This is a genomic window from Pseudomonas sp. YQ_5 (assembly GCF_043103305.1).
In the GTDB taxonomy this organism is placed as follows: Bacteria; Pseudomonadota; Gammaproteobacteria; order Pseudomonadales; family Pseudomonadaceae; genus Aquipseudomonas; species Aquipseudomonas putida_Y.
In genome coordinates this window covers 407,868-434,784 of sequence record NZ_JBICJS010000044.1, presented here as the reverse complement: position 1 = coordinate 434,784, position 26,917 = coordinate 407,868, and the positions used below count along the sequence as shown (strand labels likewise).

The following is a 26,917-nucleotide window of genomic DNA, read 5'->3' as shown; positions in this document are numbered from 1 at the left end:
ATGTCAGGGTAGGGTCAGGCATTAGCATGGCTATCAGTGTTTTCGACCTTTTCAAAATTGGTATCGGGCCTTCCAGCTCCCACACCGTCGGCCCGATGCGGGCGGCGGCTACCTTTGCCCAGGCCCTGCGTGAGCAGGGGCTGCTGGCGCGGGTAACACGTGTGGAGGTGCGGCTGTATGGCTCGCTGTCGGCTACCGGGGTTGGCCATGCCACCGACCGCGCGTGCCTGCTAGGCTTGATGGGCCAGTGGCCAGACCGTATCGACCCGGCCACTATCGAGTCGCGCATTGGCCAGGTGCTGCAGGAACACTGCCTGATGCTCGACGGTAGCCATCCGCTGGCCTTCGACTATGGCCGTGACATGCTGCTGCTCGACGAGAGCCTGCCTTATCACCCCAATGCCATGAGCCTGGAAGCCATCGACGGGCAGCACAGCCTGTTGAGCCAGACCTATTTTTCGGTGGGTGGCGGATTCATCGTCGAGCAAGCCGAAATCGATGCGCCGGCAAGCGAAACGAATGCCGTGATGCTGCCTTATGAATTCGACAGTGGTGCCCAACTGCTGGCCTTGTGCAAAGCCCACAACCTGAGCGTGGCGCAACTGATGATGGCCAACGAATGCGCCTGGCGCCCGGAGGCCGAGGTGCGCGAAGGCTTGCTGCGCATCTGGGCAGCCATGCGTGAGTGCGTAGCGAACGGCCTGCGCAACGAGGGCGTTCTACCGGGTGGCTTGCAGGTCAAGCGCCGCGCCGCGCGGTTGCACCGCAGCCTGCAGGAGTTGGGCAAGCCCAACGTGATCGGCTCAACCCTCAGCGCCATGGAGTGGGTGAACCTGTTCGCCTTGGCGGTCAATGAGGAGAACGCCGCGGGCGGGCGCATGGTTACCGCGCCCACCAACGGTGCCGCTGGCATTATCCCGGCTGTACTGCATTACTACATGAAGTTCAACCCGACCGTTTGCGATGCCGATGTCGTCGATTTCCTGCTGGCGGCTGCGGCGGTCGGTATTTTGTGCAAGAAAAATGCGTCGATCTCGGGGGCTGAGGTAGGCTGCCAGGGCGAGGTGGGTTCGGCCTGCTCGATGGCTGCCGCCGGCTTGGCCCAGGTGCTGGGGGCGACGCCGCCGCAGCTGGAAAACGCGGCCGAGATTGCCCTGGAGCACAACCTCGGGCTCACTTGCGACCCCGTGGGTGGCCTGGTGCAGGTGCCCTGCATCGAGCGCAATGCAATTGCTGCGGTGAAAGCGATCAATGCCGTGCAGATGGCGCTGCGGGGGGATGGTGAGCACTTCATTTCGCTCGATCGGGTGATCCGCACCATGCGTGATACCGGGGCGGACATGCATACCAATTACAAGGAAACCTCGCGCGGCGGTTTGGCGGTCGCTTTTGTCGAGTGCTGATGTTAAACGCGATCAACTGGAGCGGCCTTGTGACTCGATGGGCCGCTCCTTCACCAGATCGCGTTGACCTGATGGGTCAGCGCTGACTCATCGGCCTTTCTGCTTCGCTGCCAGGAAGCTCGCACGCATGTCCTTGGCCCAGCCATCGAGCACCGGCTTGACGTCATTCAAGGTCAGCTTCTGCGTGTCGTTCTCCAGTTCCTGGCCCGCGCCCTTGCGGACCACCTGGGCCAGCACCTTCTGGCTGGCACCGTCCAGAAACGCTGCCTCCACACCGACATCCACGTCCTGGTCACGGCCACCCATGGCGGTATTCACACCTGCCGCAATAAGCGCGATAGGGATCACCTCGTAAGGCTTGAGGCCCTCGTTACTGGTGGACACTGCCGTGATCGCCGGGCGTATCACGATCACGCCCGGGCCAGGCCCCTTGGCCAGAGGCATCACGCTGCTCATTTCCCGGCGCAGGGCCTCGTTGAAGTAGCGGGTGATTTCCTGCAGCGTCTGCTGCGAGATAACCGTTGTTGGCTGCGGTTTGGGGTAGAACTGGCTTGGCTCGACGAACACCTGGCTGTACTGGTTGATATTGACCTTGGGATCGATCCAGCGCATCACCGGGTCACCCGAAGGGCTCTTGGCTTCTTGCAGCCGGCTGTAGTCTTTGAGGAAGCCGGAGTAATCCTTGGGGTCCACGCGATTGCTGGAGCAGGCGGCCACGGCAAGCAGCGCGGCGCACAACAGGGTAATGCGAGGCAATGATTTCATGATGAAAAGGCATCCATGAGAGGTCGGCCTCAACAACGCTAGCAGGTACGAGGCACTTGGCCAGTGGACGGGGCAATCCTCTTTGAAAAGTACAGAATGCGTGACCGGGACGTGCTCGCCCTGAGTGGCGCTGCAAACGTTGTTGCCCACTCAACCCAGGGCCTCACGCAAGCGGTACCACAACATGCCCAGTGCCAGCAGGGGTGAGCGCAGGGCCTTGCCGCCGGGAAAGGTCAGGTGCGGCACGGCACTGAACACATCCAGGCCGTGGCTATGGCCGAGGGCGATGCTTTCGGCCAGCAGTTTCGCCGTCCAGTGCGTCACGTTCAGCCCGTGCCCGGAATAGCCTTGGGCGTAATACACGTTGGGGTGCTGGCCAAGGCGCCCGACCTGGGGGAACCGGTTGGCGGTGATGCCGATCATGCCACCCCACTGGTAGTCGATGCGCACGTTGGCCAGTTGCGGGAACACCTTCAATACCTTCGGCCGCATGTACGCGCCAATGTCTTTAGGGTCGCGCCCGGAATAGTGGCAGGCGCCACCGAACAGCAGGCGGCGGTCTGCAGTGAGACGGTAGTAGTCCAGGCCGACCTTCTGGTCGCACAGCGCCATGTTCTGCGGGATCAGGCTGCTGGCCAGCGCTTCGGGCAAGGGTTCGGTGGCCACCACATAGCTGCCGGCCGGAAGCACCTTGCCACTCAGGCGCGGCTCCAGTTCATCGAGGTGAGCGTTGCAACCCAGCACCAGGCTGCTTGCACGCACCTTGCCGCGCGCCGTGTACAGCGTCAGCCTGGGCCCGTGCTCAATACGCAGCACCGGGCTTTGTTCGAAAATGCGCACGCCCAGGCTGTGGGCCGCGCGGGCTTCGCCCTGGACCAGATCCAGCGGGTGCAGGTGGCCCGAGCCCATGTCTACCAGGCCGCCAGCGTACTGGTCGCTGGCGACGATCTCGTTCAACTGCCCGGCGCCGACCAGGCGTGTTTCGTGGCGATAGCCCAGGGCGGCCAGGTCGTCCTGTTCATCCTTGAAGGCGGCGAACTGCGCCTCGGTGTTGGCCAGTTCGCAGAAGCCCCAGCGCAGATCGCAGGCAATGCCGTAGCGGGCGATACGGTCGGCCACCAGTTCCACTGAATCGATGCCGGCCTGTTTCAGGTAGCGCACACCTTCCTGGCCGACATGCCGGGCAAAGCCGCTGACATCATGGCCGATGCCGCGAATCAGCTGGCCGCCATTGCGCCCACTGGCGCCCCAGCCGATGCGACGGGCTTCCAGCAGCACCACCGAGAGGCCGCGCTCGGCCAGCTCCAGGGCGGTATTGACCCCGGTCAGCCCGCCGCCGATCACGCAAACGTCGGCCGTCAGTTCACTGTCCAGGCTGGGGTAGGGTGCCGCGTCGCGCGCTGTAGCGGCGTAGTACGAGGCGGTGTGTTGGGTATTGAAAGACATGAGCGTTCTCGACTCAGCGGTTGGATTTGATCTTGCTCCAGGAGCGGGTCATGACGCGCATGATTTTTGGGCTCGGGGTGCTGGAGATGTACAGCTTGTCCAGCACCTCCTGCGGTGGGTAGATCTCGGGGTTGTTCACCAGCGATGCATCCATGTAGGCCTTGGCGTCAGGGTTGGCATTGGCATAGCCGACCGTGGCGCTGACCTTGGCAATCACTTTGGGGTCGAGCAGGTAGTTGATGAACGCCAGGGCCTGTTCGGGGTTGTTGGCGTCCTTGGGGATGGCCAGCAGGTCGAACCACAGGTTGCTGCCTTCCTTGGGAATGCTGTAGGCGACCTTCACGCCGTTTTTCGCCTCTACGGCGCGGTTGGCGGCCTGGAACACGTCGCCGGAGTAGCCGAACGCTACGCAGACATTACCGTTCGCCAGGTCTGAAACGTACTTGGAGGAGTGGAAGTAGGTGATATAGGGGCGCAGTTCGAGCAGGCGGGCCTCGGCCTTGGCGTAATCGCCCGGTTTTTCGCTGCGCGGGTCCAGGCCCAGGTAGTTGAGCACGGCCGGGAACAGCTCGTCGGGTGAGTCCATGAATGCCACGCCGCACTGCTTGAGCTTTTTCAGGTTCTCGGGCTCGAACAGCACTGCCCACGAGTCGATATGGTCCACACCCAGTGCCGCCTTGACCTTGTCGACGTTGTAGCCGATGCCATTGGTGCCCCACAGGTAAGGCACGGCGTACTGGTTGCCGGGGTCGTTCTGTTCAAGTTGTTTGAGCAGTTTGGGGTCCAGGTGCTGCCAGTTCGGCAGCTTGCTGCGGTCCAGCGGCAGGAAGGCCCCGGCCTGGGCCTGGCGGGCGAGGAAGTGGTTGGACGGTACCACCACGTCATAACCCGTGCGCCCGGCCAACAGCTTGCCTTCAAGGGTTTCGTTGGAGTCGAACACGTCATAGACCACCTTGATTCCGCTGCTGGCCTGGAAGTCGGCCAGAGTGGTGTCACCGATGTAGTCGGTCCAGTTGTACACACTGACCGTGGGTGCGGCCTGGGTGGTGGTGGCGAACAGCAGGGTGAATGCAGCGGGGATCAGGGCTTGCAGATGACGCATGGGAACACCTCGTTGGTCTTGTTCTTCGAGTTCGGAGCAGGGTTGCCTGTGCATGGGGTGCAAAGCACCCCCGCGGTGGATCAGACACTCAGCATCAGGAATTCACGCTCCCACGAGCTGATGACGCGCTTGTAGTTCTCGTGCTCGGCGCGTTTGACCGCCACGTAGCCCTGGACAAATTGCTTGCCCAGGTACTGCTGTACGGTTTCGCAGTCTTCCATGTGCTGCAGCGCATCCTCGATGGTGATTGGCAGGCGCAGGTTGCGTCGCTCATAGGCACGGCCCTGCACCGGTGCGCTAGGGTCGATCTGTTCGAGCATGCCCAGGTAGCCGCACAACAGGCTGGCAGCGATGGCCAGGTACGGGTTGGCATCGGCGCCCGGCAGGCGGTTTTCCACCCGCATCGCCTCCGGGCTGGACGTGGGCACGCGCAGGCCGGCGGTGCGGTTTTCTACACCCCACTCGACGTTGACCGGAGCCGAGGTATCCGGCAGGAAGCGGCGGAACGAGTTGACGTTGGGCGCGAACATTGGCAGCAGCTTGGGGATGTACTTCTGCAAGCCACCGATGTGATGCAGGAACAGCTGGCTCATGCTGCCGTCTTCGTTGGCGAAGATCGGTTTGCCAGTGGCGATGTCGACCACGCTCTGGTGCAGGTGCATGGCACTGCCGGGTTCGTCGGTGATCGGCTTGGCCATGAACGTGGCGGCCACGTTGTGCTTGAGCGCTGCCTCGCGCATGGTGCGCTTGAACACGGTGATCTGGTCGGCCAGGTCCAGCGCGTCGCCGTGGCGGAAGTTGATCTCCATCTGCGCCGGGCCGTCTTCGTGGATCAGCGTATCCAGGTCCAGCCCCTGGATCTCGCACCAGTCGTAGACGTCTTCGAACAGCGGGTCGAATTCGTTGGCGGCATCGATCGAGAACGACTGTCGGCCACTTTCAGCACGGCCGGAACGCCCCAGTGGCACCTGCAGTGGCAAGTCCGGGTCTTCGCAGCGCTTGGTCAGGTAGAACTCCATCTCGGGCGCGACGATTGGCTGCCAGCCCTTGTCGGCGTACAGCTTGAGCACCTTCTTCAGCACGTTGCGTGGCGAAAGCTCGATGGGGTTGCCTTGCTTGTCGAAAGTGTCGTGGATCACGATCGCGGTTGGCTCGATCGCCCACGGGATCTGGTAAACGGCGGAGGGGTCGGGGCGGCAGACCATGTCGATGTCGGCGGCGTCGAGCAGGTTGTAATAGATGTCATCGTCGACGTAGTCGCCGGTGACTGTCTGCAGCAGCACGCTTTCTGGCAGGCGCATGCCTCGCTCATGGAGGAACTTGGCGGTGGGCGCAATCTTGCCGCGGGCGATGCCGGTCAAGTCGCTGATCACGCATTCGACTTCGGTGATCCGGTGTTCTTTCAGCCAGGTGGACAGCTGATCGAAGGGGGCGTTCATACAGACCTCTTGGTTGGGTTTTAGTGGGGGAGCGTGGGCGCTTGCGAAAACCGTTCAACAGTTGCGAAGGCGTTACGCTTCCCAGGTGACGCGCTGCAGACTATCTTGGTCGCAGCCCCCCGGGGCGATCTATCCACTTTCTTCAGTATCGAATGCACCAAAAGAGTGCATACAGGACGATGTGTGACAACCGCCAATGCGTTGAAGGTCCAGGCTTTCCACACCACTGACGTCACCGAGCAAGTGCGCGCCACCCCTGGCTGGCAGCAGCAGTACCGGCAGATGTCACCCGGGTACTTCAGCGGTGAGCTGCGTTGTCTGGGGCTGGATGGCGTGGAGGTGTACGAAGAGCGCCTGAACACCCGTGTGGAACAGTTTTTCCGCGCGCCAAGCGGCGCGTTGGCGTTTTGCTTCGACCGCAGCGAGAACAGCCTGTACCTGCTGAACGAACAAAGCCGCAATATCTGGATCACGCCGGAGAACTACCACGAGGTGGCGGTCGTGTTCGACCAGGCGTTCCTGGCCCGCCATGGGCTAGACCCGCAGCGTCTGGAAGGGTTATTCATGGTGCCATTGGGTAGCGGCCAGAATGCGCTGTTCGGCAGCTGGCTCAGCGCCACCTTGACCCGGCTGGGCGAGGAGGGTTGCCCGTCGCAAGGGCAGGCCCTGGCTGAGCAGTTGCTGGAGGACTGTCTGTTCATTCTCGACAACGCCAGTCAGCGTTTACAGGGCGTGGCCTTGGGGCGGCGGGACGAGGAAAGGGCGATCATGCACCGGGTCAGCGAATGGGCGGCCGACTGCCCGGAAGAAACGCTGAACCTGGTGGAGCTGGCGGAGGTTGCCGGGGTTTCATTGCGTCAGTTGCAGCAGGCGTTCAAAGCATTCACCGGCATGCCGCCTGCGCACTGGTTGCGGCTGCGCCGGTTGAACGGCGCGCGGCGCGATCTTTTGCGGGGAGGAGGGGTGACTGTCGCCGAGGTGGCGATGCGTTGGTCGTTCTGGCATTTGGGACGATTTTCAGAGAGTTACCGCCAGTTGTTTAAGGAGTTTCCGAGCGAGACGTTAAGGCGGGGCAGGGGTTGAGGGGGCACGCCAAAACTGAACCCAGCATCTCGTGCCGAAAGTTGCTATCGTGCCGCCCTGATTTCACCCGAGGTGCTGATGTTCTACCTGCCTTTGCCCAGCGACCAGGCTGACCGCCTCGCCAGCGCGGCTGTAACCGAATTCTTCACCACTGCCAGTGTGCTCGATGCCGCCGCCGTGCTGTTCGTGCAAAACCTGCCACGTCAGCCTGCCACCGCCTCGGCCGACGCGCAGGAGCGTCGTTTCGCCGAAATCGTGCGCATCGCCAACCAAGTCGAAGGTGTCGCCCCCGGGCGCTTCCAGGGCCAGGTAGCGCAGCACTTCGATCGCGAAGCGTTCGCCATGGGCCTGGGCATGCTGGGCGAAAATGGCATTGCACTGCTGTCGGCCGAAGTGGAGTACCAGGCGGACGAGTTGCTGGATGACGAAGGCCAGTGGAACTTCCAGTTCGCCGACCGCTACCGCCAACGGGCCACGCCGCTGCACCCGGTGTACCTGCCATCGCTGGCCAGCGACTTGATGCTCAGCGACCAGCAAAACCGCCTGCTGCGTGAATTCCTCAGTGGCGTCGACGAGTCTGTGGCTGTGCAAGGTTTCGCCGGCACCGGCAAGACCTTCCTGATTCACCAGTTCGCCCGGCTGCTGGAGCCGCAGCGCACATTGCTGCTGGCCTTGACTGAAGGCCAGTTGCGCGCGCTGCAGGCGCGGGTCAAGGACGCTGCCGCCTATACCGCGCTGACCTTCGGCCAACTGGCTGACGAACTGCTCAACCGCGACCTCACCAGCAACGGCTGGCGACTGCGCGATCCGTATCGCACCAAGCTGTCCTGGCGCCCCCAGGAAGCGCAAGTGGTGCGCTGGTTGGCCATCCCTGATATCGGCCCGCTCGCAGCGCGTGACGTGGTTGCCTTGTGCATCCGCGCCGTGCGCACGTTCTGCCACAGTGCCGATACCCAGCTTCAACTGCACCACTTGCCCTGGGCCGGGCCTGGCACCTCGCCGCTGGATCAGGAGGTGCTGCTGGAAAAGGCGCGCCTGTACTGGCAAGAGCTGATTCGCCCGTCGGCGCGGGACATTCAGCTGCCGGTGCGTGACTACCACCGGGTCAAGCTGCTGTCGCTGACCGAGCATGTGATCGACAGCCGTTACACCCATGTCATCGTCGACGAGGCCCACGAGCTGTCGGCACCGATGTTGGCGGTACTCGATCGCAGTCCGCAGTCGATCATTACCCTGGGTGACGAACTGCAAAACCTCAACGGCCTCAGCCCGCACCATGGCAGCTTTATCCGCCAACGCTGCATCGACCATTCACTGCGCGCCGGGCCGGCAATGGACAATGTGCTCAACCCGCTGATCCAGGCGCACCCGGCCACGATCCAGGCAGCCTTCAGTGGCAATGCCGAGCACTACACCCGGGTCAGCTTCTTCGACACGGTGATGGTGCCGGAACAGCCCACGGCGCTTATCGTCGATGATGAATGGGGCCTGTTTGGCTGGTTCCAGCGCCTGACGCATCAGGGGGTGCCGTTCTTGTTGCTGAAAAGCGCTCGCAAGGACTTTGAACTGTTCGTCGAGGACTGCATCGAGCTGTACCGCTACGGCACGCGGCCGCGCCACCCGATGCTGTTCCGCTATGCCAGCTGGCAGGCGCTGGAGCAGGACAAGGGCGATGACAAAGCGTTCGTCGCCGTGGCCAACATGCTGCGCAAGGGCTACACGCCGGAGCACTTTGCCAAGGCCAAGAGCCGTTACCGCTGGGACAAGGCGCCGAAATTGTTCCTGGGGCGTGTACGGGATGTGAAGAACATGGAGTTTGCCCGGGTGATGGTGTCGCCGGAGCTGATGGTGGCGCCACAGGTGGTGGGTAACCGCAATGAACGGGCGCGTATGCTGGCGGGGTTGTATACCGCCTGTTCGCGGGCGCGGCATGAACTGATCGTGCCGGGGGGGATGCTGGACTGGGTCAAGGACCAGGTTCGGGATTGACGCAGATGGGGCTGCAAAGCAGCCCCAGGGTCATGAATCAGTTACGGTCCAGCCACACCGTCTGGGCATTGGTGAACTCGCGCACCCCAAAGTGCGACAGCTCACGGCCGAAACCGCTCTTCTTCACGCCACCAAACGCCACGCGGGGGTCGGAAGCGCAGTAGCCGTTGATGAACACGCCACCGGTATCCAGTGCAGCGGTCATGCGTTCGGCCAGCGCATAGTCGGCTGTGTAGATGGTCGAGGCCAGGCCAAACTCGCTGTCGTTGGCCAGTTCCACGGCATGGTCGGCATCGCGTGCCGTGATGATCGCCGCTACCGGGCCGAACAGCTCCTGCTTGAACGCGGTCATGTCCGGGGTGACATTGGCGAACACGGTCGGTGCGTAGAAGTTGGCCACGCCTTCGACTTTGTTGCCGCCCAGCAGCAACGTGGCGCCTTCGGCCAACGTCGCCTGAACCTGGCCGTCCAACTCGTCGCGCAGGTCGTAGCGGGCCATCGGGCCGATATAGGTGTCGTCCTCCAGCGGGTTGCCGACTTTCAACTGGCGAGTGGCTTCAACGAATTTGTGGGTGAACGCGTCCACAATGCTTGCTTCCACGATCAGGCGCTTGGCGGCGGCGCACACCTGGCCGGTGTTCTGGTAGCGGCCTATCACCGCAGCCTGGACGGCGGCATCCAGGTCGGCGTCGGCCAGGACGATGAACGGGTCGGAGCCACCCAGCTCCAACACGCACTTCTTCAGCGCGGCACCGGCCTGTGCACCAATCGCCATGCCGGCACGCACGCTGCCGGTCAGGGTCACGGCGGCGATGCGCGGATCGTTGATGGCGCGGGTGACGCCATCCGGGGGCACGTTCAACACTTCGAACACGCCTTCCGGCAGGCCGGCATCCTTGAACAGCTCACCCATCAGGTAGGCGCTGCCCATTACGTTCGGTGCGTGCTTGAGCACGTAGGTGTTACCCGCCAGAATCGCCGGCACGGCGCCACGCAGCACCTGCCAGACCGGGAAGTTCCACGGCATCACGGCCAGGATCGGGCCCAGCGGGCGGTATTCGATACGGGCTTTTTCGACCTGGGTCGGCTCGGCGGCGAGCATGGCCGGGCCGTGCTCGGCGTACCAGCGGCACAGGCCAACGCATTTGGCGACTTCACCACGGGCCTGGGCGATCGGCTTGCCAATTTCACGGCTGATCATGTGCGCGAAAGCTTCAGCCTTGGCTTCGAGGGTGCCGGCCAGGGCCAGCAGGTACTCGCTGCGCTGACCCAGCGACACCTGGCGCCACTGGCGGTAGCCAACCTTGGCGCGTTGCAGCGCCGCTTCCAGTGCGGCGTCGGTGTCGAACGGGTAGGCGCCGATCTGCTCGCCGCTGTACGGGTCGAGGGAGATGGCGTGGGTCAGGCTGCTGATCGCGCTCATGGCGGGACACTCTCGTTGTTGTTAATCAATGAGGCCAGACTAGTGGGCTATGGCTTTAATGAAAACTGAATAATAATGAGCGAAACATTCACGTTTGGAGAATGCCTGTGGACCTGGTGCAACTGGAGATCTTCAAGGCCGTGGCAGAGCAGGGCAGCATCAGCGCCGCCGCGCAGCACATCCATCGGGTGCCGTCGAACCTGACCACGCGCATCAAGCAACTGGAGGAGGACTTGGGGGTAGAGCTGTTCATTCGCGAGAAGAGCCGCCTGCGCCTGTCGCCTGCGGGTTGGAACTTCCTCGAATATACCCGGCGCATCCTCGACCTGGTCCATGAGGCGCGGCTGACCGTGGCGGGTGAAGACCCGCAGGGCACCTTTGCCCTCGGATCGCTGGAAAGCACGGCGGCGGTGCGCATCCCGGCGCTGCTGGCCGCCTACAACCAACGCTACCCCAAGGTTGACCTTGACCTGTCCACCGGGCCCTCCGGGACCATGCTCGAAGGCGTGCTGTCTGGTCGCCTGGTGGCTGCGTTCGTCGACGGCCCGGTGCTGCACCCGACGCTGGAGGGCATACCGGTGTTCGAGGAAGAAATGATGGTCATTGCGCCGCTCAACCATACACCGGTAACCCGCGCCCAGGACGTGAACGGTGAAAGTATCTACGCCTTCCGCGCCAACTGTTCATACCGCCATCACTTCGAAAACTGGTTCGTAAAAGACCAGGCGGTACCGGGCAAGATCCACGAAATGGAGTCGTACCACGGCATGTTGGCATGCGTCAGCGCTGGCGCCGGCCTGGCCATGCTGCCGCGCAGCATGCTCGACAATATGCCCGGGTGCAGCACCGTCAGCGCCTGGCCAATGTCGGAGGACTTCCGTTACCTGAAAACCTGGCTGGTATGGCGACGGGGTACGGTCTCGCGCAGTTTGAGCATGTTCGTGAAGTTGCTTGAAGAAGGCCGCGGGCAGGAGTACTGATGTACTCCTTCCTGAGGTAGGGTCACGCCTCGTGAGCTCCTGTGCCCGGCAAGGCACATCGTTACCAAATGTTTTAGTCAATAGTGGCAATACACTTCCAACCTTCTGATTATCTGGACAATAATCAGAAAAGTATTACTTCGCATGACCGGTCTGGATGCACCGGTCAGCGCATAACGTCGAGGGGCCCAAGCCCCCGCATGCCGTGTAGACCATCAGGAGAGTCGTTGATGAAAACCCGTCTAGCAGCTTCGCTGGCCGTTGCAGTGCTGGCCTTTGCCGGGGCCGATCTGGTCCAGGCTGCGCAGATATCAGGCGCCGTGGGCGCCACTGGCCAAGGTGACATGACCTACCGTATCGGCATGTCGTTCGACTGGGACAAGAAATGGCTGGAAAGCAGCACCGGCCATGTGAGCGGGTACTGGGATGCGGCCTACACCTATTGGGAAGGTGGCGATGCCAGTGGTGCGCATTCGCTGTCGTTCAGCCCGGTGTTCACGTATGAGTTCAGCGGCTTTACCTACACGCCTTACATCGAGGCAGGTATTGGCCTGGCAGCGTTTTCAAAGACCGACGTGGGGGACCAGCGCCTGGGGTCGTCGGTCAACTTCGAAGACCGCATCGGCTTTGGCCTGAAGTTGCCGGGAGAACAGAAGGTAGGCATCCGTGCCATGCACTACTCCAACGCCGGAATAAAGCAGCCAAACGACGGCATCGAGTCGTACTCGCTGTTCTATAGCAGAGCTTTCTGACATTACGGGGCCGCTGCGCGGCCCCGGCAATTCAGAAGGTATAGGAAACACCGGCCTGCACCGTGCGCGGTGCGCCGGGGTATACGTAGCTGTTGAACGCGCCTTCGTCATACCCCTTGTTGAACACGTTCTTCACGTCCAGATTCAACCGCACATGCTCGTTGACCTTGTAGAAGCTCAACAGGTCGACCACGCTGTAGCGTTCCATCGTGTAAGTGGCTGCCGATGTCTGCCCCGCACGGTCGTCGACATACTTCACGCCTACGCCCAGGCCAAGGCCTTTGGCCAGGCCATCCTGGAACTCGTAGGTGTTCAGCAGGCTGAAGGTGTTGCGCGGGATATTGGCCAGGTGCGTTCCCTTGGGCAGGGTGGTGTCCTTGGTGACTTCGGCGTCCACGTAGGCATAGCCACCGATCATGCGCCATTCGGGAGTGAGGTTGCCGGCGATGTTGATGTCCAGGCCACGGCTGCGCACTTCGCCGGCCGCGATCTTGTAAGTACCAGTAAGGTCGCTCGGGTCGTTGGCCAGTACGTTTTCCTTGACGATGTGGTAGATCGCCGCGTCGACACTCAACTGGCGGTCGAGTGACTCCCATTTCACACCCAGCTCGTAGGACTTGCCTTTCTCTGGATCGAAACCGCCGCCACTGGCCGGCGTGCCCGTATTGGGCTTGAACGAACGTGCGGTATTGGCGTAGACCGCCAGGGTATCGGTCAGGTCGTAGATCAAGCCAAGGCGGGGTGTAACGCCGTTTTCGCCCTTGCTGAAATCGCCGGCATTGTTCAGCTTGTTGTCATAGTCATGCTCGAAACGCTCGAAGCGCACACCCGCCAGCGCCTTCAATCGCTCGGTCAGCGCTACCTGGTCCTGAATGAAGAACGCCCACGTCTGCAGGTTTTCCTTGTCCCAGGTGGTGGTGCGGTCCAGTGCCGGGCGCGGCTGGCCCAGTACCGGGTTGTAGATGTCGATCGGGTAGGCTGCCGAGGAGCGCTGGATGATCGAGTTGTAGTCGTAGTTCTCGTATTCGACACCGGTCAGCAAAGTGTGGCTGAGCGTACCGGTATCGAAATGCCCGGTCAGGTTCAATTGCCAGTCACGGTCGGTCCATTCCAGCTTGCGATAGTTGAAGTTCCGCTGCAGGGTGCGGCCGTCTGGCAGTAAATTGCTCCCCTCGACTGCATTACCCTTGAGCGAACCATCAAGGAACTGGAACCCACCTGCCAAAGTCCAGTTGTCGTTGAGCAGGTGCTCGAAACGCAGCTGCGCCATGTTGTTGTCGTTATGCAGCAGGTTGTCGCTGCCTTTTTCCCAGATATAGGTATCGCGCGAGGCGCTGCCGGTCTGGGTGGGGTAGCGGGTCAGGCCGCGATCGAGGGGGTGGTTGTTGCGCATGAAATCGCCTTCGAAGGTGATCTTCGTGGCGTCATTGACCTGCCAGCTGATGACCGGGGCGACATCGTAGCGTTCGCTTTCGACATCGTCGCGGAAGCTGTCGCCACCTTCACCCAGTATGTTCAGGCGGTAGGCCAGCGAGCCGTCCTGGCTCAGCGGCCCGGTGGCATCGAGGGTGGCACGGTGCATGCCCTGGTCGTCGAACTGGCTGCCAAGGGTGACCTTGGACTCGGGCAACGGCTGCTTGCTGACCACGTTGAACGTACCGCCAGGGTCGCCACGGCCGTACAGGCTGCTGGCCGGGCCACGGATGACCTCCAGGCGCTCGACGGTGTTGGCATCCGGGGCATTGGGGTAGCCGCGGTTGATCGGAAAGCCGTTGCGGTAGAACTCACCGGTCGTGAAGCCACGCACGGTGAAGGTTGTCAGGCCCTGGCCGCCGAAGTTGTTGGCGCGGCCGACACCACCGGCGTAGTCCAGGCCGTCCTGCAGGCGCGTGGCGCCCGTGTCTACCAGCACATCCTTGGGTACCACGCTGACCGATTGCGGGGTTTCGTGCAGCGCCGTGTCGGTGCGGGTGGCACTGGCCGAGCGGCTGGCCTTGTAACCTTCGACCGGGCCGTCCGCACGCTCACTGTCGGCAGTACTGGTGATGCTCAGGGCCTGGAGTTCGATCTGGGCAGGGTCGCTGAGCGGTTCAGGCTCGGCAAAGGCCAGCGGGGAGACAGCATGAAGCACACAAAGCGAAACGAACGTGCGGCGCATCGACGGTACGATCCTTGATTAGGGCGCTGAGGGGCTAGGTCGGTAAATGCCGCGAACATACTACGAATCATTATCAAATGCATTCATTTTTAATGGCACTGGTGTACCAGAAACCAAAGCAGATAAAGCGTCAGTGACAACAGTGCCTGCAGGAACTGCGGAGGGGCCGACAGGTTATAAGCTGCTCCGTGGCTGGAAGTGCCTCTTCACATGTACAAGGTTATTCCTGCCCGGCCCCAGGGCAGGCTGCTGAAGCTCAGCGAACAGCCTTGATCGCCAACACATTGCACAGCGGGTGTTCCAGAACATGCGCCGTTGTCCCGCCCAGGAATGTCTGCATGGCGTCATGCCGGTGGCTGCCCATGACGATCACGTCCACCCGATTGTGGCCGACGAACTGGGCAATGGCCCTGATCGCGGCCCCTTCGAGGAAGTGCCGACGCTCCAGCGGGATCTGGTGATGGTCGCCCAGGCGGTTGAACGCCGCCCGCTGCGCGGTTCGCACGCTGCCATCGAAGCCGGGCATGGTGACCGTACCGGCGCCGAAGTCGGCGATGTGGGTCTTGGCCGCGTCGCACACATGCAGCAGGTGCAGTTCGGCGTTGCACTGCAGGGCCAGGTCATGGGCGCAGTGGATGACCTGCTCGTCCAGGTGCTCGCCAGCGCCATGGCTGTTCAGGTCCACCGCGGCGGCGATCTGCCGTGGCAGGGGCAGGCGAATGTCGCTGACCAGATGCACGGCGACCGGGCTGTCCTTGAGCAACTGCCAGTCCAGCGGCGTGACCAGCAGGCGTTTGAGTACGGGCTCGTGCTGTACGTCTTTGACCAACAGATCGCAGCCCAGCCGTTCGACCCGTTCAAGTACGCTGCCCAGCGGGTCGCGGGTCAACAACAGCTCGGTGGACACGTCCACACCGGCATCGCTCAGCTGTTCGGCCTCATCCGCCAGCCATTGGCGGTTGTCGCTGAGCAGCCGCTCACGCTCACGACCATCGCTCATCAAGCCAAAGGTGTCGACGTCGTCGACGAACACATTGATATCCAGCAGGGCACCGCTGGACTCTGCCAACGCCGCCGCGCGTTGCAGCGCAGGCGTATGACGCATTTGCGGGCCGAGCATGACGAACAGACGTTTGAACTGGCTCATCGCACACCTCCACGTGTGGCAGCCCCCCGGTGACCTGATCATGTTCAGTCTAGACCGCCGCAGCGTACACCGGGGCGATGTGTCGGGTATGATGCGTGCCCCATCATTGTCACGAGGCCCGTCCCATGTCCCTGAGTGCTGAACAGATCGTTGAGTATCGCGCCTTTGCCGAGCAATTGGCCGATGCTGCCGCTGCAGCGATCGCGCCATACTTCCGCGCCAGCCTGGATGTCGAGGACAAGGGCGGGCGTCTGTACGACCCGGTGACCGTGGCCGACAAGGCCGCTGAAGACGCCATGCGTGAGTTGATCCAGGCGCGTTACCCCGAGCACGGCATTCTTGGCGAAGAAGCCGGCATTGCAGTGGGCAGCAGCCCGTTGACCTGGGTGCTGGACCCGATCGATGGCACCCGCGCCTTCATTACCGGCTTGCCGCTGTGGGGCACCTTGATTGCCCTGAATGACGGCACCCGCCCCGTGCTGGGCGTGATGAACCAGCCGTTCACCGGCGAACGTTTCGTGGGTACCCCGGCAGGCGCCTGGCGCAGTGGCACGCCCCTGAAAACGCGTGCCTGCGCCGACCTGTCTGCCGCCACACTGATGTGCACCACGCCGGACATGTTCGACACCGCCGAGCGCAAGGCGGCATTCGAAGCGGTCGCCAGCAAGGCGCGGTTGATGCGTTATGGCGGTGATTGCTATGCCTACTGCATGCTGGCCTCGGGCTTTGTCGACGTGATCGTCGAAGCGAGCCTTCAGCCGTATGACGTACAGGCGCTGATGCCGATCATCGAGGGGGCGGGTGGCGTGATCACGGCGTGGGATGGCAGTTCGGCGCAGGATGGCGGGTGCGTGGTGGCCTGTGGTGACCCGGCGCTGCATGCGCAGGTGGTGGAGATGTTGCGCCAGGCACAATGAAGTCGCTGATATGACCGTTGCATGTGACAAGCCACTGCGTTCATGCAACGGCTTGTCACTGGCTTCAACGGTGCTCAGATCAAGAGTTGCATGGCGCAATGACCGGTGTTGCCATTGCGCACTGCAACGAATCGGAGGCCGTTGGGCCCTAACTGCGCATCGGATATTTTCGTTACTTCATCGGGCACCAGGTAGCACCCTCCCGAGCCGAAGCTTACATCCGGTTTCCCGTCGTGGGTAATTCTGTAAATGATGCCTTTGTGCGAAACCGAGCTGCCGTCAAATAGGTATAGTTTTCCGGCAATATAGATGGCACCGGTTGGGCCGATGATGACCGTTCCTGCATGAAACCCCCTGATCTTCGCGTCTGTATCAAGGTCGATACTCAGGGTGCCGGTTCCGTTGAACGCAGTATCCGGCTCGCCTGTGTGCTTGTCGCAGACCTTGATCAACAGCTTCACAGGATCGTTCGATATAAAGTTGGCCAGCGCGACAACGATTCTGTGTTCATTCGCGCCAAGCTGAATGTTGTGGGTACCAAAATTCATGAACCCGCTTTTGTTGAAATCGAGATCCAGTTGCCCATTACTTTTGTACCTGGCGACAAAGCTCTCGGTTCCCTCCATGCCTGTCAGGGCAAACCCGCCGTCCTCGAAGAAATGGGCGTCCGTAGGTACGAATGGGCCACCACTACCGATAAAATCTTTAATCTGCCACTGGTGCTTGTCACCATTCGGGCCGAGACCGGCCACTGGCTCACCGGTCTCAGCATCATGCAAGGCAAGCCAGAGCTTCTGACTGTTCGGTTGCGAAAAGTGCGAAGAAGCGTACAAGGTTTTGATCGTCTTGCCGACTAATACGCTACGGGAGGCCGCCGAGACGGCGGCTTCCTTGACTTCTGCCTGTTGCAGCTGGCCTGAATTGCTTGTTTCTTTCGATGCGTCTGCTTCTGAACGGTGGTATTCAGAGATAGCGCTGGACGCAGTTGGCGTGGAAGACTCGTCCTCGGGTTGGACCCGTATCATGCCCTTCGTGCCGAAGCTTTCGAGGGGAAGGTAATTGCTTTGAAACTGGCCTACGACGGCGTGATATGACCAGTCGTTATTTTTAAACGTTTTACATTGAGAATGGGTGATGAACCTCGAGCTTCCGCCGATTTTCGCCATCGTGATGAAATGGATTTTTCCTTCATCTGACAGCTCAGGGTCTATAGGGGAGTCTTCGATTTCGACGAAGCCTGGTTCGGGTTTGCCCTGTGCATCCAGTGATGTCCAATAGTTATAGTTCTTGTTATCAACGAAGGTTCCGGCGACCCATATCATTCGGCCCGCTGAGTCAATTGTCCAGGAATAGGAAGATGGGATGCCTTGGGCATTCTCAGGTTTAGGTAGATCGGCATAGCCCTGGTCGCCAAACTTCAGATCCAACGTACCCGCTTTATTACCAAGTTCGCTCATGATTGTTCCTCCGGGAAATGCAGAGTATCAACTCATCCTGGCAGGCCTGGATACTATCAAATTTGTCAGGTGATCCTCACTCCCCGGTGAGCTAAGGTGTAACAGCAGGATAATTTATATAATCCTTACTTTCAGATTTCCTGGTTTTCGCATAGGCTTGAACTACGCGTAGCGCCTGCTGCTGAGCTTCCTACTGAGCCTCCAGCCGTATGACGTACAGGCGCTGATGCCGATCATCGAAGGGGCGGGTGGCGTGATCACGGCGTGGGATGGCAGTTCGGCGCAGAATGGCGGGTGTGTGGTGGCCTGTGGTGACCCGGCGCTGCATGCGCAGGTGGTGGAGATGTTGCGCCACGCCATGTGATCCGGGTTCGTCGCTCCTAGCCTCTCGCGGGCGAGTCCCTTCTTGTGGGAGCGGGTTCACCCGCGAAGAGGCCGCCACAGGTTTCCATTCTCTCCAGCCACCGCACTTTTTCCCATTTTCGGGCTCTATGCTTGGCCAGGCCGCGCTGACTCCCGGCGCAGCCGCCGAATATCGACCCGGTGCTGATGGTTGCAAGCTACTCGAATTTCCTCCCCCGCCTGCTACTGACAGGTGCACTGGCATGCCTGTGCGCCTGTACTCAGCAGCAAGGCCGTGACATCGTCGGCCAGTTCAGCGACGGCAAACCCAGCGAGCTGTTTCAAACCAGCGTCGACCGCCTGGCCACGCTGTCGATGCGCGACAACTTGCAAAGCCTGTACCTGCTGATGAACAAGCTGTACCTGCGCAACCCCAACCAGTGGAAGGTGTCTGGCTACCTTGATGCCGCCACCGCCGAGCGACAGATCCGCATTGCCATCGAACAACGCCGGCCGCTGCCACAACTGGGCAACCGCCGTGACCTGGCGGCATTGAGCTACGCCCTGAGCCCGGAGTTTCGCGGGGACCGGGTCGGCGCCTTCATCTACGCCATTGGCAGCATGCTGATCACCGCGCATGGCGGGCGTACCGAGTTCTACATGACCGATACCATCGACCCCCTGTTCATCAACAACGCTGCGCGCAATATCGAGAAGGCGACATGGATGCTCAGCCAGCGGCAAGATGCCAACGGGGTGTTGTTGCTGTTCTCGAACGAGATCTCGGAGGAGGGCAGCAACCTGAGTTTTGCCGTTGAGTTCGGCAAGATCGTCGCGCGGCTGGATTTGCTGGCCGAGTTGCTGGATGAACGTTATCGGCGCATAGGCTTGAATTACGCGCAAAGCCTGTTGCTGATGAACTTCCTGCCGGTGCAGTGAATGACGGTCGTTGCAGGAGCGTTTGGTCCGCCACCATGTGCAGGCCACGCGAGTACCGGAAGATACTGTTCGATTAACGAACACGCATGACGCCTGACCTGTCCGCTATCCGCCCAGCCAATCCCATCGTTGCATTGCCCAACCCCCGTCTTTTTGCTGTAGTGTCCCCTATCCGCCGGCTGTCGCCTGCCCCTGCGACGCGCTGCCAGCCCGATAGAATGACCGTGATGACCGCAACCACAGCCCACAAGGCGGTAGGGCGCGGCGACCAGAACAATAACGATACCGAGTGCCTTGCCTATGGAAAGCCGCCTGCTGAGCGAGCGAAGTAGCGTGTTTCACCACGCCGACCCTTACGCTGTGTCCGATTATGTGAACCAGCATGTAGGCCAGCATTGCATCGGTTTGTCCCGCACCACCCACCCCCAGGCCAGCCTCAGCCATCGCAAGTTCGCCGAGCTCGATCTGTGCCGTATCAGCTATGGCGGCAGTGTTCGCGTGACGTCGCCTGCGCTGGAAACCATCTACCACCTGCAAGTCCTGCTCAATGGCAACTGCCTGTGGCGCGGGCACAAGCGCGAGCAGCACCTGGTACCGGGCGAGCTGCTGCTGATCAACCCGGACGACCCGGTTGACCTGACTTACTCGGAAGACTGCGAGAAGTTCATCCTCAAGGTGCCAACCCGGCTGCTGGACTCGATCTGCGATGAACAGCGCTGGCAAAGGCCCGATGGCGGTGTGCGCTTCTTGCGCAACCATTATCGGCTGGATGAACTGGATGGCTTCGTCAACCTGCTGGCCATGGTTTGCCACGAGGCGGAAGTGAGCGATTCGCTGCCCAGGGTGCAGGGCCATTACAGCCAGATTGTCGCCAGCAAGCTGCTGACCCTGATGAGCACCAATATCCGCCGCGAGAGCCTGAGTGCCCCGCAGGCCGGGCTAGAGCGCATTCTTGATTACATCGAACGCAACCTGAAACTGGAACTGTCGGCTGAAGTGCTGGCAGAGCAGGCTTGCATGAGTTTGCGCTCGCTGTATGCGTTGTTCGACCAGCACCTGGGCATCACGCCCAAGCATTACGTGCGCCAGCGGAAACTGGAACGGGTGCATGCGTGCCTGAGCGACCCGACGTGTGGCGTGCGGAGTGTGACAGAGTTGGCGCTGGATTATGGTTTCTTGCATTTGGGGCGTTTTTCCGAAGTCTATCGACAGCAATTTGGTGAGCTCCCCTCGCAGACCTTCAAGCGACGCTCATAACTGAGCCCATGGGTCGTACCTACTATTTCTGCCAGTTGCGGGCGCACTGGCCCCGACCTACCCTTGATCTTCGTGGATACACGGGAGGTACTTATGCCTGTATTGCGGCAGTTATTTTTCTACTCGGCCGATGGTCTTTCGACAATCGAATGTTCTGATAAACCGTCATTGAGTTTTTTGAGCGCCAACGGACAGGTGCTCGCCCAGCGTGGTGATAAACAGGCCGGGCTTTACGCAACGGACTTACAAAAGTCGGTGCTGGTGTGTGTGGGTGATAAAGTATCTCGGATGAACTATACCGCTTACGGCCATGACATTGACAGCGCCGTTGCGCCATTTTTGCGCTTCAAGGGGCAGCGCAAAGACACTGGACCTGGGTGTTATTTGTTGGGGGATGGATACCGGGGGTTTGGCCCTGCCTTGATGAGATTCAACAAGCCTGACAGTATTAGCCCATTTGGAGCGGGAGGCGTGAATGCCTATAGCTACTGTGGTGGGGATCCGATAAACAGGGATGATCCAAGTGGGCATATGTGGTTCCTTATAAACGCTCCGAGTTTGTTACGAAAATTTATACCCCGTCGGATCAGCGTTCCCACGAACCTCGGACGCAATTCATTCGTACCGACCCCCGTCAACCGCGAGAAGCTTATTAAGAATATGCATGATCGAATTGCGGAGCACAACGCGACTATTACGCTTTTTAGAAATGGGACATCTCATATGGGGGTCGATGTGGGTGACGCCATGTATCGATACACATTCGCTCCCAAGAGAACGCCAGAACAACTGGACTTCATGAGCGGTGTCGCCCTCTCATTGAGGAAGTACAGCGTGCCGGGCTTGACGGAAGAGGACCGATTTAAACTCATAGGAATAATCGATGGAGCGGTATTCAGTAAACAATAGCAAATAGCGCCCCAACGGCTGCTCGCTACGGTAAATGGATAGCATTCTGCACAATCCGGATAGCCCCCCGCCAGCCGTCTCCCTAACCTGACCAGGTCTAAACAATAACAAGGGAGACCCTGGCCATGTCCCTGGGATTCGACTACCTCAATGCCATGCTCGAGGACGACCGTGAAAAGGGCATCTACCGCTGCAAGCGCGAGATGTTCACCGACCCACGGCTGTTCGACCTGGAGATGAAACACATCTTCGAGGGCAACTGGATCTACCTGGCCCACGAAAGCCAGATCCCCGAGAAGAATGACTTCTTCACCCTGACCATGGGGCGCCAGCCGATTTTCATCGCGCGCAACAAGGACGGTGAGCTCAATGCCTTCCTCAACGCCTGCAGCCACCGCGGTGCCATGCTGTGCCGGCACAAGCGCGGCAACCGTTCCAGCTATACCTGCCCGTTCCACGGCTGGACGTTCAACAACAGCGGCAAACTGCTGAAGGTGAAAGACCCCAGCAACGCCGGCTACCCCGACAGCTTCAACTGCGACGGCTCCCACGACCTGACCAAGGTGGCACGCTTCGAGTCGTACCGGGGCTTTTTGTTCGGCAGCCTGAACGGCGATGTGAAGCCGCTGGTCGAGCACTTGGGCGAGTCGGCGAAGATCATCGACATGATCGTCGATCAGTCGCCTGAAGGCCTGGAAGTGCTGCGCGGTGCCAGCTCGTACATTTACGAAGGCAACTGGAAGCTCACCGCCGAAAACGGCGCTGACGGCTACCACGTAAGCTCCGTGCACTGGAACTACGCTGCCACCCAGAACCAGCGCAAGCAGCGCGAAGCGGGTGACGAGATCAAGACCATGAGTGCTGGCGCCTGGGCCAAGCAGGGCGGCGGTTTCTATTCCTTCGACCACGGCCACCTGCTGCTGTGGACCCGCTGGGCCAACCCGGAAGACCGCCCGGCCTATGAACGCCGCGACCAACTGGCTGCCGACTTCGGCCAGGCGCGCGCCGACTGGATGATCGAAAATTCGCGCAACCTGTGCCTGTACCCCAACGTGTACCTGATGGATCAGTTCAGCTCGCAGATCCGCGTTGCCCGACCGATTTCGGTGAACAAGACCGAAATCACCATCTACTGCATCGCGCCGAAAGGCGAGAGCGCCGATGCCCGTGCCAAGCGTATTCGCCAGTACGAAGACTTCTTCAACGTCAGCGGCATGGCCACCCCGGACGACCTGGAAGAATTCCGCTCGTGCCAGACCGGCTATGGTGGCGGCACGGGCTGGAACGACATGTCCCGTGGCGCCAAACACTGGGTCGAAGGTGCCGATGAGGCGGCCAAGGAGATTGAACTCGAACCCCTGCTGTCGGGCGTGCGCACCGAGGACGAAGGCCTGTTCGTGCTGCAGCACAAGTACTGGCAAGACACCATGATTCAGGCCCTCAAGGACGAACAGCAGCTGATCCCCGTGGAGGCCGTGCAATGAGCCTGTATGACACCGTGCGCGACTTCCTGTACCGCGAAGCGCGCTACCTGGACGATGCCCAGTGGGACCAGTGGCTGGAACTGTACGCCAGCGATGCCAGCTTCTGGATGCCGAGCTGGGACGATGACGACACCCTCACCGAAGACCCGCAAAGCGAAATCTCGCTGATCTGGTACGGCAACCGTGGCGGCCTGGAAGACCGCGTGTTCCGCATCAAGACCGAGCGCTCCAGTGCGACCGTGCCCGACACCCGCACCTCGCACAACATCAGCAACATCGAGATCGTCGAGCAGGGCGAGGGTAGCTGCCAGGTGCGCTTCAACTGGCACACCCTCAGCTTCCGCTACAAGACCACCGACAGTTACTTCGGCACCAGCTTCTACACCCTCGACCTGCGCGGCGAGCAGCCGCTGATCAAGGCCAAGAAGGTGGTGCTGAAGAACGACTACGTCCGCCAGGTCATCGACATCTACCACATCTGATACAGGGTTTTGCGAGCATTGCCCGGTGCGTCTTGTGACGCGCCGTGGCCCGGCTCGCCCGCGAGGTGCAACATGAGCTACCAGATCGCACTGAATTTCGAAGACGGGGTTACCCGTTTCATTGAAGCCACCGGTCAAGAAACCGTGGCCGACGCCGCTTACCGCCAAGGCATGAACATTCCGCTGGACTGCCGTGACGGCGCTTGCGGGACCTGTAAGTGCAAGGCTGAGTCCGGTCGTTATGACCTTGGCGACAACTTCATCGAAGACGCCTTGAGCGAAGACGAAATCGCCGAAGGCTACGTGCTGACGTGCCAGATGCGCGCCGAAAGCGACTGCGTCATCCGCATCCCGGCTTCGTCGCAGTTGTGCAAGACCGAGCAGGCCAGTTTCGAGGCCGCCATCAGCGATGTCCGCCAGCTGTCGGTCAGCACCATTGCCCTGTCGATCAAGGGCGAGGCCCTTAGCCGTCTGGCCTTCCTGCCGGGGCAGTACGTCAACCTCAAGGTGCCGGGCAGCGAGCAGAGCCGGGCCTATTCGTTCAGCTCGCTGCAGAAGGACGGCGAAGTCAGCTTCCTGATCCGCAACGTACCGGGTGGGCTGATGAGCAGCTTCCTGACCAACCTTGCCAAGGCTGGCGACAGCCTGACCCTGGCCGGGCCGTTGGGCAGCTTTTACCTGCGGCCGATCCAGCGCCCGCTGTTGCTGCTGGCCGGTGGTACCGGGCTGGCGCCGTTCACTGCGATGCTGGAGAAGATCGCCGAGCAGGGCAGTGAGCATCCGCTGCACCTGATCTACGGCGTGACCAACGACTTCGACCTGGTCGAGCTCGACCGCCTGCAAGCGCTGGCGGCACGTATCCCCAACTTCACCTACAGCGCCTGCGTCGCCAACCCGGACAGCCAGTACCCGCAGAAGGGCTATGTCACCCAGCACATCGAGCCACGCCACCTCAATGACGGCGATGTGGACGTATACCTGTGCGGGCCGCCACCCATGGTGGAAGCGGTCAGCCAGTACGTGCGCGAGCAGGGCATTACCCCGGCCAACTTCTACTACGAGAAGTTTGCGGCTGCGGCCTGACAGCCCCCTCTGATTCAAAGCAATACGCCGACCCTGTGGGAGCGGGCGAGCCCGCGAAGCAGGTTGCGCGGTGGATGGCACGGGCTTCGCCCGTGTTCGCGGGCAAGCCCGCTCCCACAGCGATCGCGCAGCCTTTCAGGCTTTGAGCAAGACAGTTGCAGCCACAGGGTCTCTCGCGAACTGGAGATTTGCATATGAACAACAGATTCCAAGGCAAGGTCGCCCTGGTCACCGGCGCTGCACAAGGCATCGGCCGTGGCGTGTGCTGGCGGCTGAAGGCCGAAGGTGCGCAAGTGGTGGCCGTAGACCGTTCCGAACTGGTCCACGAGCTGGCGGGTGAAGGCATGCTTACCCTCACCGCCGACCTGGAGCAACACACCGACTGCGCCCGGGTCATGGCCAGCGCGGTGGAAGCCTTTGGGCGCCTCGACATTCTGGTCAACAACGTAGGTGGGACCATTTGGGCCAAGCCCTTCGAGCACTACGATGTCGAGCAGATCGAGGCCGAAGTGCGCCGTTCGCTGTTCCCGACACTGTGGTGCTGCCATGCCGCGCTGCCCTACATGCTTGAACGTGGCAGCGGCGTCATCGTCAACGTTTCTTCCATCGCCACCCGTGGCGTCAACCGTGTGCCCTATGGCGCGGCCAAAGGCGGCGTCAATGCGCTCACCGCCTGCCTGGCCTTCGAAACGGCTGGCCGTGGGATCCGTGTCAACGCCACCGCGCCCGGCGGCACCGAAGCGCCGCCCCGGCGGGTACCGCGCAACAGTGCAGAACAAACCGAGCAGGAAAAGCACTGGTACCAGCAGATCGTCGACCAGACCCTCGACAGCAGTCTGATGCACCGCTACGGCAGTATCGACGAGCAGGTGGGGGCCATTCTGTTCCTCGCTTCCGACGAAGCCTCGTACATCACCGGCGTGACCCTGCCGGTAGGGGGCGGCGATCTCGGCTGAACTGCAACCTCAAGGCAAAAGTTTTCTTCCAAAACAAAAACAAGAGCGACAGATGCCATGCGAACCCTTGACGTACACCCGATCATCGACAATGCGCGCTTTACCTCGTTTCACTGGATGGTCATGGCCTGGTGCGGCCTGCTGCTGATTTTCGACGGCTATGACCTGTTCATCTACGGTGTGGTACTGCCGGTCATCATGAAAGAGTGGGGCCTGACCCCGTTGCAGGCCGGTGCACTGGGCAGTTATGCGCTGTTCGGCATGATGTTCGGCGCCCTGGCCTTCGGCAGCCTGGCCGACCGTATCGGGCGCAAGAAGGGCATTGCCATCTGTTTCGCCTTGTTTTCGGGGGCGACTATCCTCAACGGCTTTGCCAGCAGCCCGAGCGAGTTTGGCATCTACCGCTTCATCGCCGGCCTGGGCTGTGGCGGCCTGATGCCCAACGCCGTGGCACTGATGAACGAATACGCGCCCAAGCGCCTGCGCAGCACGCTGGTGGCGATCATGTTCAGTGGCTATTCGCTGGGCGGCATGCTTTCGGCAGGTGTCGGCATTTTCATGCTGCCGCGTTTTGGCTGGGAGTCGATGTTCTTTGCCGCCGCTGTGCCACTGCTGCTGTTACCGGTGATTCTTTACTACCTGCCTGAATCCATCGGCTTTCTGGTGCGCCAAGGCCGTATCGAGGAAGCACGCACGCTGCTCAAACGGCTGGACCCGGACTGCGATGTCCAGGCCGATGATGTGCTTCAGGCGGCCGACCGCAAAGGCAGCGGCGCTTCGGTGCTGGAACTGTTCCGCAATGGCCTGGCGATTCGCACCCTGGCGCTGTGGGTTGCGTTCTTCTGCTGCCTGCTGATGGTCTACGCCCTGAGCTCCTGGCTGCCAAAACTGATGGCCAACGCCGGCTACAGCCTGGGCTCAAGCCTGTCATTCCTGCTGGCACTGAACTTTGGCGGCATGGCCGGGGCAATCCTCGGCGGCTGGCTGGGCGACCGCTACAACCTGGTCAAGGTGAAGGTGGCGTTCTTCATTGCCGCCGCACTGTCGATCAGCCTGCTGGGGGTGAACAGCCCGATGCCGGTGCTGTACCTGCTGATCTTCATTGCCGGCGCCACCACCATTGGTACGCAGATTCTGCTGTATGCCGGCGCTGCGCAGATGTACGGCCTGTCGGTGCGCTCTACCGGCCTGGGCTGGGCCTCGGGCATTGGCCGTAATGGCGCCATCGTCGGCCCGCTGCTGGGCGGTGCGCTGATGGGCATCAACCTGCCACTGCAACTCAATTTCATCGCCTTCGCCATTCCTGGCGCCATCGCCGCGCTGGCCATGGCCGTGCACCTGGCCAGTGGTCGGCGCCACGCCCAGGCCCTGGCGGCGCAGGCCTGAACCGAACAGAACAAGACG

Annotated in this window: 22 protein-coding genes and 1 pseudogene; 15 read left to right on the top strand and 8 right to left on the bottom strand. The window is 61.2% G+C overall.

The features are described 5' to 3' along the window. Positions 1–26: 26 nt before the first annotated feature. Positions 27–1,403, top strand: a complete 1,377-nt coding sequence (locus ACF8EA_RS10225; RefSeq protein WP_103444372.1) for an L-serine ammonia-lyase — start codon at positions 27–29, stop codon at positions 1,401–1,403. 87 nt (positions 1,404–1,490) lie between these two features. On the opposite strand, the gene ACF8EA_RS10220 is transcribed toward ACF8EA_RS10225, so the two are convergent. The 4 genes from ACF8EA_RS10220 to ACF8EA_RS10205 all read right to left on the bottom strand — a co-directional run bounded on the left by ACF8EA_RS10220 (position 1,491) and on the right by ACF8EA_RS10205 (position 6,155). After that, a complete protein-coding gene (locus tag ACF8EA_RS10220; RefSeq protein ID WP_392521905.1) occupies positions 1,491–2,168 on the bottom strand; it encodes a DUF3313 domain-containing protein in 678 nt (225 codons plus the stop codon). Between the two features lie 150 nt (positions 2,169–2,318). Further along, entirely contained in the window at positions 2,319–3,614 is a 1,296-nt protein-coding gene (locus tag ACF8EA_RS10215; RefSeq protein ID WP_392521903.1) for an NAD(P)/FAD-dependent oxidoreductase, read from the bottom strand. A gap of 13 nt (positions 3,615–3,627) precedes the next feature. Next, the gene (locus ACF8EA_RS10210; RefSeq protein ID WP_028697446.1) at positions 3,628–4,716 is read right to left on the bottom strand and encodes a polyamine ABC transporter substrate-binding protein; all 1,089 of its coding nucleotides are present in this window, start codon (positions 4,714–4,716) and stop codon (positions 3,628–3,630) included. Between the two features lie 80 nt (positions 4,717–4,796). Then, the gene (locus tag ACF8EA_RS10205; RefSeq protein WP_392521901.1) at positions 4,797–6,155 is read right to left on the bottom strand and encodes a glutamine synthetase family protein; all 1,359 of its coding nucleotides are present in this window, start codon (positions 6,153–6,155) and stop codon (positions 4,797–4,799) included. Positions 6,156–6,338: 183 nt separating this feature from the next. Between ACF8EA_RS10205 and ACF8EA_RS10200 the strand changes: the two genes are divergently transcribed. Together ACF8EA_RS10200 and ACF8EA_RS10195 are read left to right on the top strand one after the other, a co-directional pair. After that, on the top strand, positions 6,339–7,238 hold the full coding sequence (locus ACF8EA_RS10200; protein ID WP_392521898.1) for a helix-turn-helix domain-containing protein: 900 nt from the start codon (positions 6,339–6,341) through the stop codon (positions 7,236–7,238). Positions 7,239–7,316: 78 nt separating this feature from the next. Next, positions 7,317–9,227: an AAA family ATPase gene (locus ACF8EA_RS10195; protein ID WP_392521897.1), complete on the top strand. Its 1,911-nt coding sequence runs from the start codon at positions 7,317–7,319 to the stop codon at positions 9,225–9,227. A gap of 37 nt (positions 9,228–9,264) precedes the next feature. On the opposite strand, the gene ACF8EA_RS10190 is transcribed toward ACF8EA_RS10195, so the two are convergent. Then, on the bottom strand, positions 9,265–10,650 hold the full coding sequence (locus ACF8EA_RS10190; RefSeq protein WP_392521895.1) for an aldehyde dehydrogenase family protein: 1,386 nt from the start codon (positions 10,648–10,650) through the stop codon (positions 9,265–9,267). Between the two features lie 107 nt (positions 10,651–10,757). Here ACF8EA_RS10190 and ACF8EA_RS10185 point away from each other — a divergent pair, with 107 nt between their 5' ends. After that, positions 10,758–11,630, top strand: a complete 873-nt coding sequence (locus tag ACF8EA_RS10185) for a LysR family transcriptional regulator (protein ID WP_392521893.1) — start codon at positions 10,758–10,760, stop codon at positions 11,628–11,630. Between the two features lie 230 nt (positions 11,631–11,860). Next, positions 11,861–12,382 carry an acyloxyacyl hydrolase gene (locus ACF8EA_RS10180; RefSeq protein ID WP_392521892.1) on the top strand — a complete coding sequence of 174 codons (522 nt, stop codon included), beginning with the start codon at positions 11,861–11,863 and terminating at the stop codon, positions 12,380–12,382. Between the two features lie 31 nt (positions 12,383–12,413). On the opposite strand, the gene ACF8EA_RS10175 is transcribed toward ACF8EA_RS10180, so the two are convergent. Both ACF8EA_RS10175 and ACF8EA_RS10170 read right to left on the bottom strand, forming a co-directional pair. Further along, positions 12,414–14,540 carry a TonB-dependent siderophore receptor gene (locus tag ACF8EA_RS10175; RefSeq protein WP_392521890.1) on the bottom strand — a complete coding sequence of 709 codons (2,127 nt, stop codon included), beginning with the start codon at positions 14,538–14,540 and terminating at the stop codon, positions 12,414–12,416. A gap of 256 nt (positions 14,541–14,796) precedes the next feature. Next, on the bottom strand, positions 14,797–15,687 hold the full coding sequence (locus tag ACF8EA_RS10170; RefSeq protein WP_021785094.1) for a universal stress protein: 891 nt from the start codon (positions 15,685–15,687) through the stop codon (positions 14,797–14,799). Between the two features lie 125 nt (positions 15,688–15,812). Between ACF8EA_RS10170 and hisN the strand changes: the two genes are divergently transcribed. Further along, positions 15,813–16,604: a histidinol-phosphatase gene (hisN, locus tag ACF8EA_RS10165; RefSeq protein ID WP_392521889.1), complete on the top strand. Its 792-nt coding sequence runs from the start codon at positions 15,813–15,815 to the stop codon at positions 16,602–16,604. 74 nt (positions 16,605–16,678) lie between these two features. On the opposite strand, the gene ACF8EA_RS10160 is transcribed toward hisN, so the two are convergent. Further along, on the bottom strand, positions 16,679–18,061 hold the full coding sequence (locus tag ACF8EA_RS10160) for a hypothetical protein (protein WP_392521887.1): 1,383 nt from the start codon (positions 18,059–18,061) through the stop codon (positions 16,679–16,681). 196 nt (positions 18,062–18,257) lie between these two features. Between ACF8EA_RS10160 and ACF8EA_RS10155 the strand changes: the two are divergent. The 9 genes and pseudogenes from ACF8EA_RS10155 to ACF8EA_RS10115 all read left to right on the top strand — a co-directional run. Then, positions 18,258–18,425 (top strand): annotated as a pseudogene (locus ACF8EA_RS10155) (histidinol-phosphatase); the annotation flags it as partial. 185 nt (positions 18,426–18,610) lie between these two features. Continuing rightward, positions 18,611–19,342, top strand: coding sequence for a hypothetical protein (locus tag ACF8EA_RS10150; protein ID WP_021785096.1), 732 nt, complete (start codon positions 18,611–18,613; stop codon positions 19,340–19,342). A gap of 300 nt (positions 19,343–19,642) precedes the next feature. Continuing rightward, on the top strand, positions 19,643–20,599 hold the full coding sequence (gene benR, locus ACF8EA_RS10145; RefSeq protein WP_060545148.1) for a benABC operon transcriptional activator BenR: 957 nt from the start codon (positions 19,643–19,645) through the stop codon (positions 20,597–20,599). Positions 20,600–20,692: 93 nt separating this feature from the next. Beyond that, positions 20,693–21,508, top strand: coding sequence for an RHS repeat-associated core domain-containing protein (locus ACF8EA_RS10140; RefSeq protein WP_392521886.1), 816 nt, complete (start codon positions 20,693–20,695; stop codon positions 21,506–21,508). 125 nt (positions 21,509–21,633) lie between these two features. After that, complete coding sequence (benA, locus tag ACF8EA_RS10135) at positions 21,634–22,992, top strand: benzoate 1,2-dioxygenase large subunit (protein WP_392521884.1); 1,359 nt, start codon at positions 21,634–21,636, stop codon at positions 22,990–22,992. Then, positions 22,989–23,474: a benzoate 1,2-dioxygenase small subunit gene (gene benB, locus ACF8EA_RS10130; RefSeq protein WP_004576276.1), complete on the top strand. Its 486-nt coding sequence runs from the start codon at positions 22,989–22,991 to the stop codon at positions 23,472–23,474. Before benA ends, benB begins: the two co-directional genes overlap by 4 nt. 72 nt (positions 23,475–23,546) lie before the next feature. Further along, a complete protein-coding gene (gene benC, locus ACF8EA_RS10125; RefSeq protein WP_274148244.1) occupies positions 23,547–24,557 on the top strand; it encodes a benzoate 1,2-dioxygenase electron transfer component BenC in 1,011 nt (336 codons plus the stop codon). 194 nt (positions 24,558–24,751) lie between these two features. Next, on the top strand, positions 24,752–25,513 hold the full coding sequence (locus ACF8EA_RS10120; RefSeq protein ID WP_392461276.1) for a 1,6-dihydroxycyclohexa-2,4-diene-1-carboxylate dehydrogenase: 762 nt from the start codon (positions 24,752–24,754) through the stop codon (positions 25,511–25,513). A 57-nt stretch (positions 25,514–25,570) separates the two neighbouring features. Next, entirely contained in the window at positions 25,571–26,899 is a 1,329-nt protein-coding gene (locus ACF8EA_RS10115; protein ID WP_275966903.1) for an aromatic acid/H+ symport family MFS transporter, read from the top strand. Positions 26,900–26,917: the final 18 nt, after the last annotated feature.

Excerpts from the sequence above, each read along its gene's own strand:
- ACF8EA_RS10140 (WP_392521886.1), top strand. The coding sequence starts at position 20,693 with ATGCCTGTATTGCGGCAGTTATTTTTCTACTCGGCCGATGGTCTTTCG.
- ACF8EA_RS10195 (WP_392521897.1), top strand. The coding sequence starts at position 7,317 with ATGTTCTACCTGCCTTTGCCCAGCGACCAGGCTGACCGCCTCGCCAGC.
- benR (WP_060545148.1), top strand. The coding sequence starts at position 19,643 with ATGGAAAGCCGCCTGCTGAGCGAGCGAAGTAGCGTGTTTCACCACGCC.
- ACF8EA_RS10180 (WP_392521892.1), top strand. The coding sequence starts at position 11,861 with ATGAAAACCCGTCTAGCAGCTTCGCTGGCCGTTGCAGTGCTGGCCTTT.
- hisN (WP_392521889.1), top strand. The coding sequence starts at position 15,813 with ATGTCCCTGAGTGCTGAACAGATCGTTGAGTATCGCGCCTTTGCCGAG.
- ACF8EA_RS10210 (WP_028697446.1), bottom strand. The coding sequence starts at position 4,716 with ATGCGTCATCTGCAAGCCCTGATCCCCGCTGCATTCACCCTGCTGTTC.
- ACF8EA_RS10150 (WP_021785096.1), top strand. The coding sequence starts at position 18,611 with ATGGTTGCAAGCTACTCGAATTTCCTCCCCCGCCTGCTACTGACAGGT.
- ACF8EA_RS10205 (WP_392521901.1), bottom strand. The coding sequence starts at position 6,155 with ATGAACGCCCCCTTCGATCAGCTGTCCACCTGGCTGAAAGAACACCGG.
- benC (WP_274148244.1), top strand. The coding sequence starts at position 23,547 with ATGAGCTACCAGATCGCACTGAATTTCGAAGACGGGGTTACCCGTTTC.
- ACF8EA_RS10190 (WP_392521895.1), bottom strand. The coding sequence starts at position 10,650 with ATGAGCGCGATCAGCAGCCTGACCCACGCCATCTCCCTCGACCCGTAC.
- benA (WP_392521884.1), top strand. The coding sequence starts at position 21,634 with ATGTCCCTGGGATTCGACTACCTCAATGCCATGCTCGAGGACGACCGT.
- ACF8EA_RS10120 (WP_392461276.1), top strand. The coding sequence starts at position 24,752 with ATGAACAACAGATTCCAAGGCAAGGTCGCCCTGGTCACCGGCGCTGCA.
- ACF8EA_RS10215 (WP_392521903.1), bottom strand. The coding sequence starts at position 3,614 with ATGTCTTTCAATACCCAACACACCGCCTCGTACTACGCCGCTACAGCG.
- benB (WP_004576276.1), top strand. The coding sequence starts at position 22,989 with ATGAGCCTGTATGACACCGTGCGCGACTTCCTGTACCGCGAAGCGCGC.
- ACF8EA_RS10160 (WP_392521887.1), bottom strand. The coding sequence starts at position 18,061 with ATGAGCGAACTTGGTAATAAAGCGGGTACGTTGGATCTGAAGTTTGGC.
- ACF8EA_RS10175 (WP_392521890.1), bottom strand. The coding sequence starts at position 14,540 with ATGCGCCGCACGTTCGTTTCGCTTTGTGTGCTTCATGCTGTCTCCCCG.
- ACF8EA_RS10170 (WP_021785094.1), bottom strand. The coding sequence starts at position 15,687 with ATGAGCCAGTTCAAACGTCTGTTCGTCATGCTCGGCCCGCAAATGCGT.
- ACF8EA_RS10115 (WP_275966903.1), top strand. The coding sequence starts at position 25,571 with ATGCGAACCCTTGACGTACACCCGATCATCGACAATGCGCGCTTTACC.
- ACF8EA_RS10225 (WP_103444372.1), top strand. The coding sequence starts at position 27 with ATGGCTATCAGTGTTTTCGACCTTTTCAAAATTGGTATCGGGCCTTCC.
- ACF8EA_RS10220 (WP_392521905.1), bottom strand. The coding sequence starts at position 2,168 with ATGAAATCATTGCCTCGCATTACCCTGTTGTGCGCCGCGCTGCTTGCC.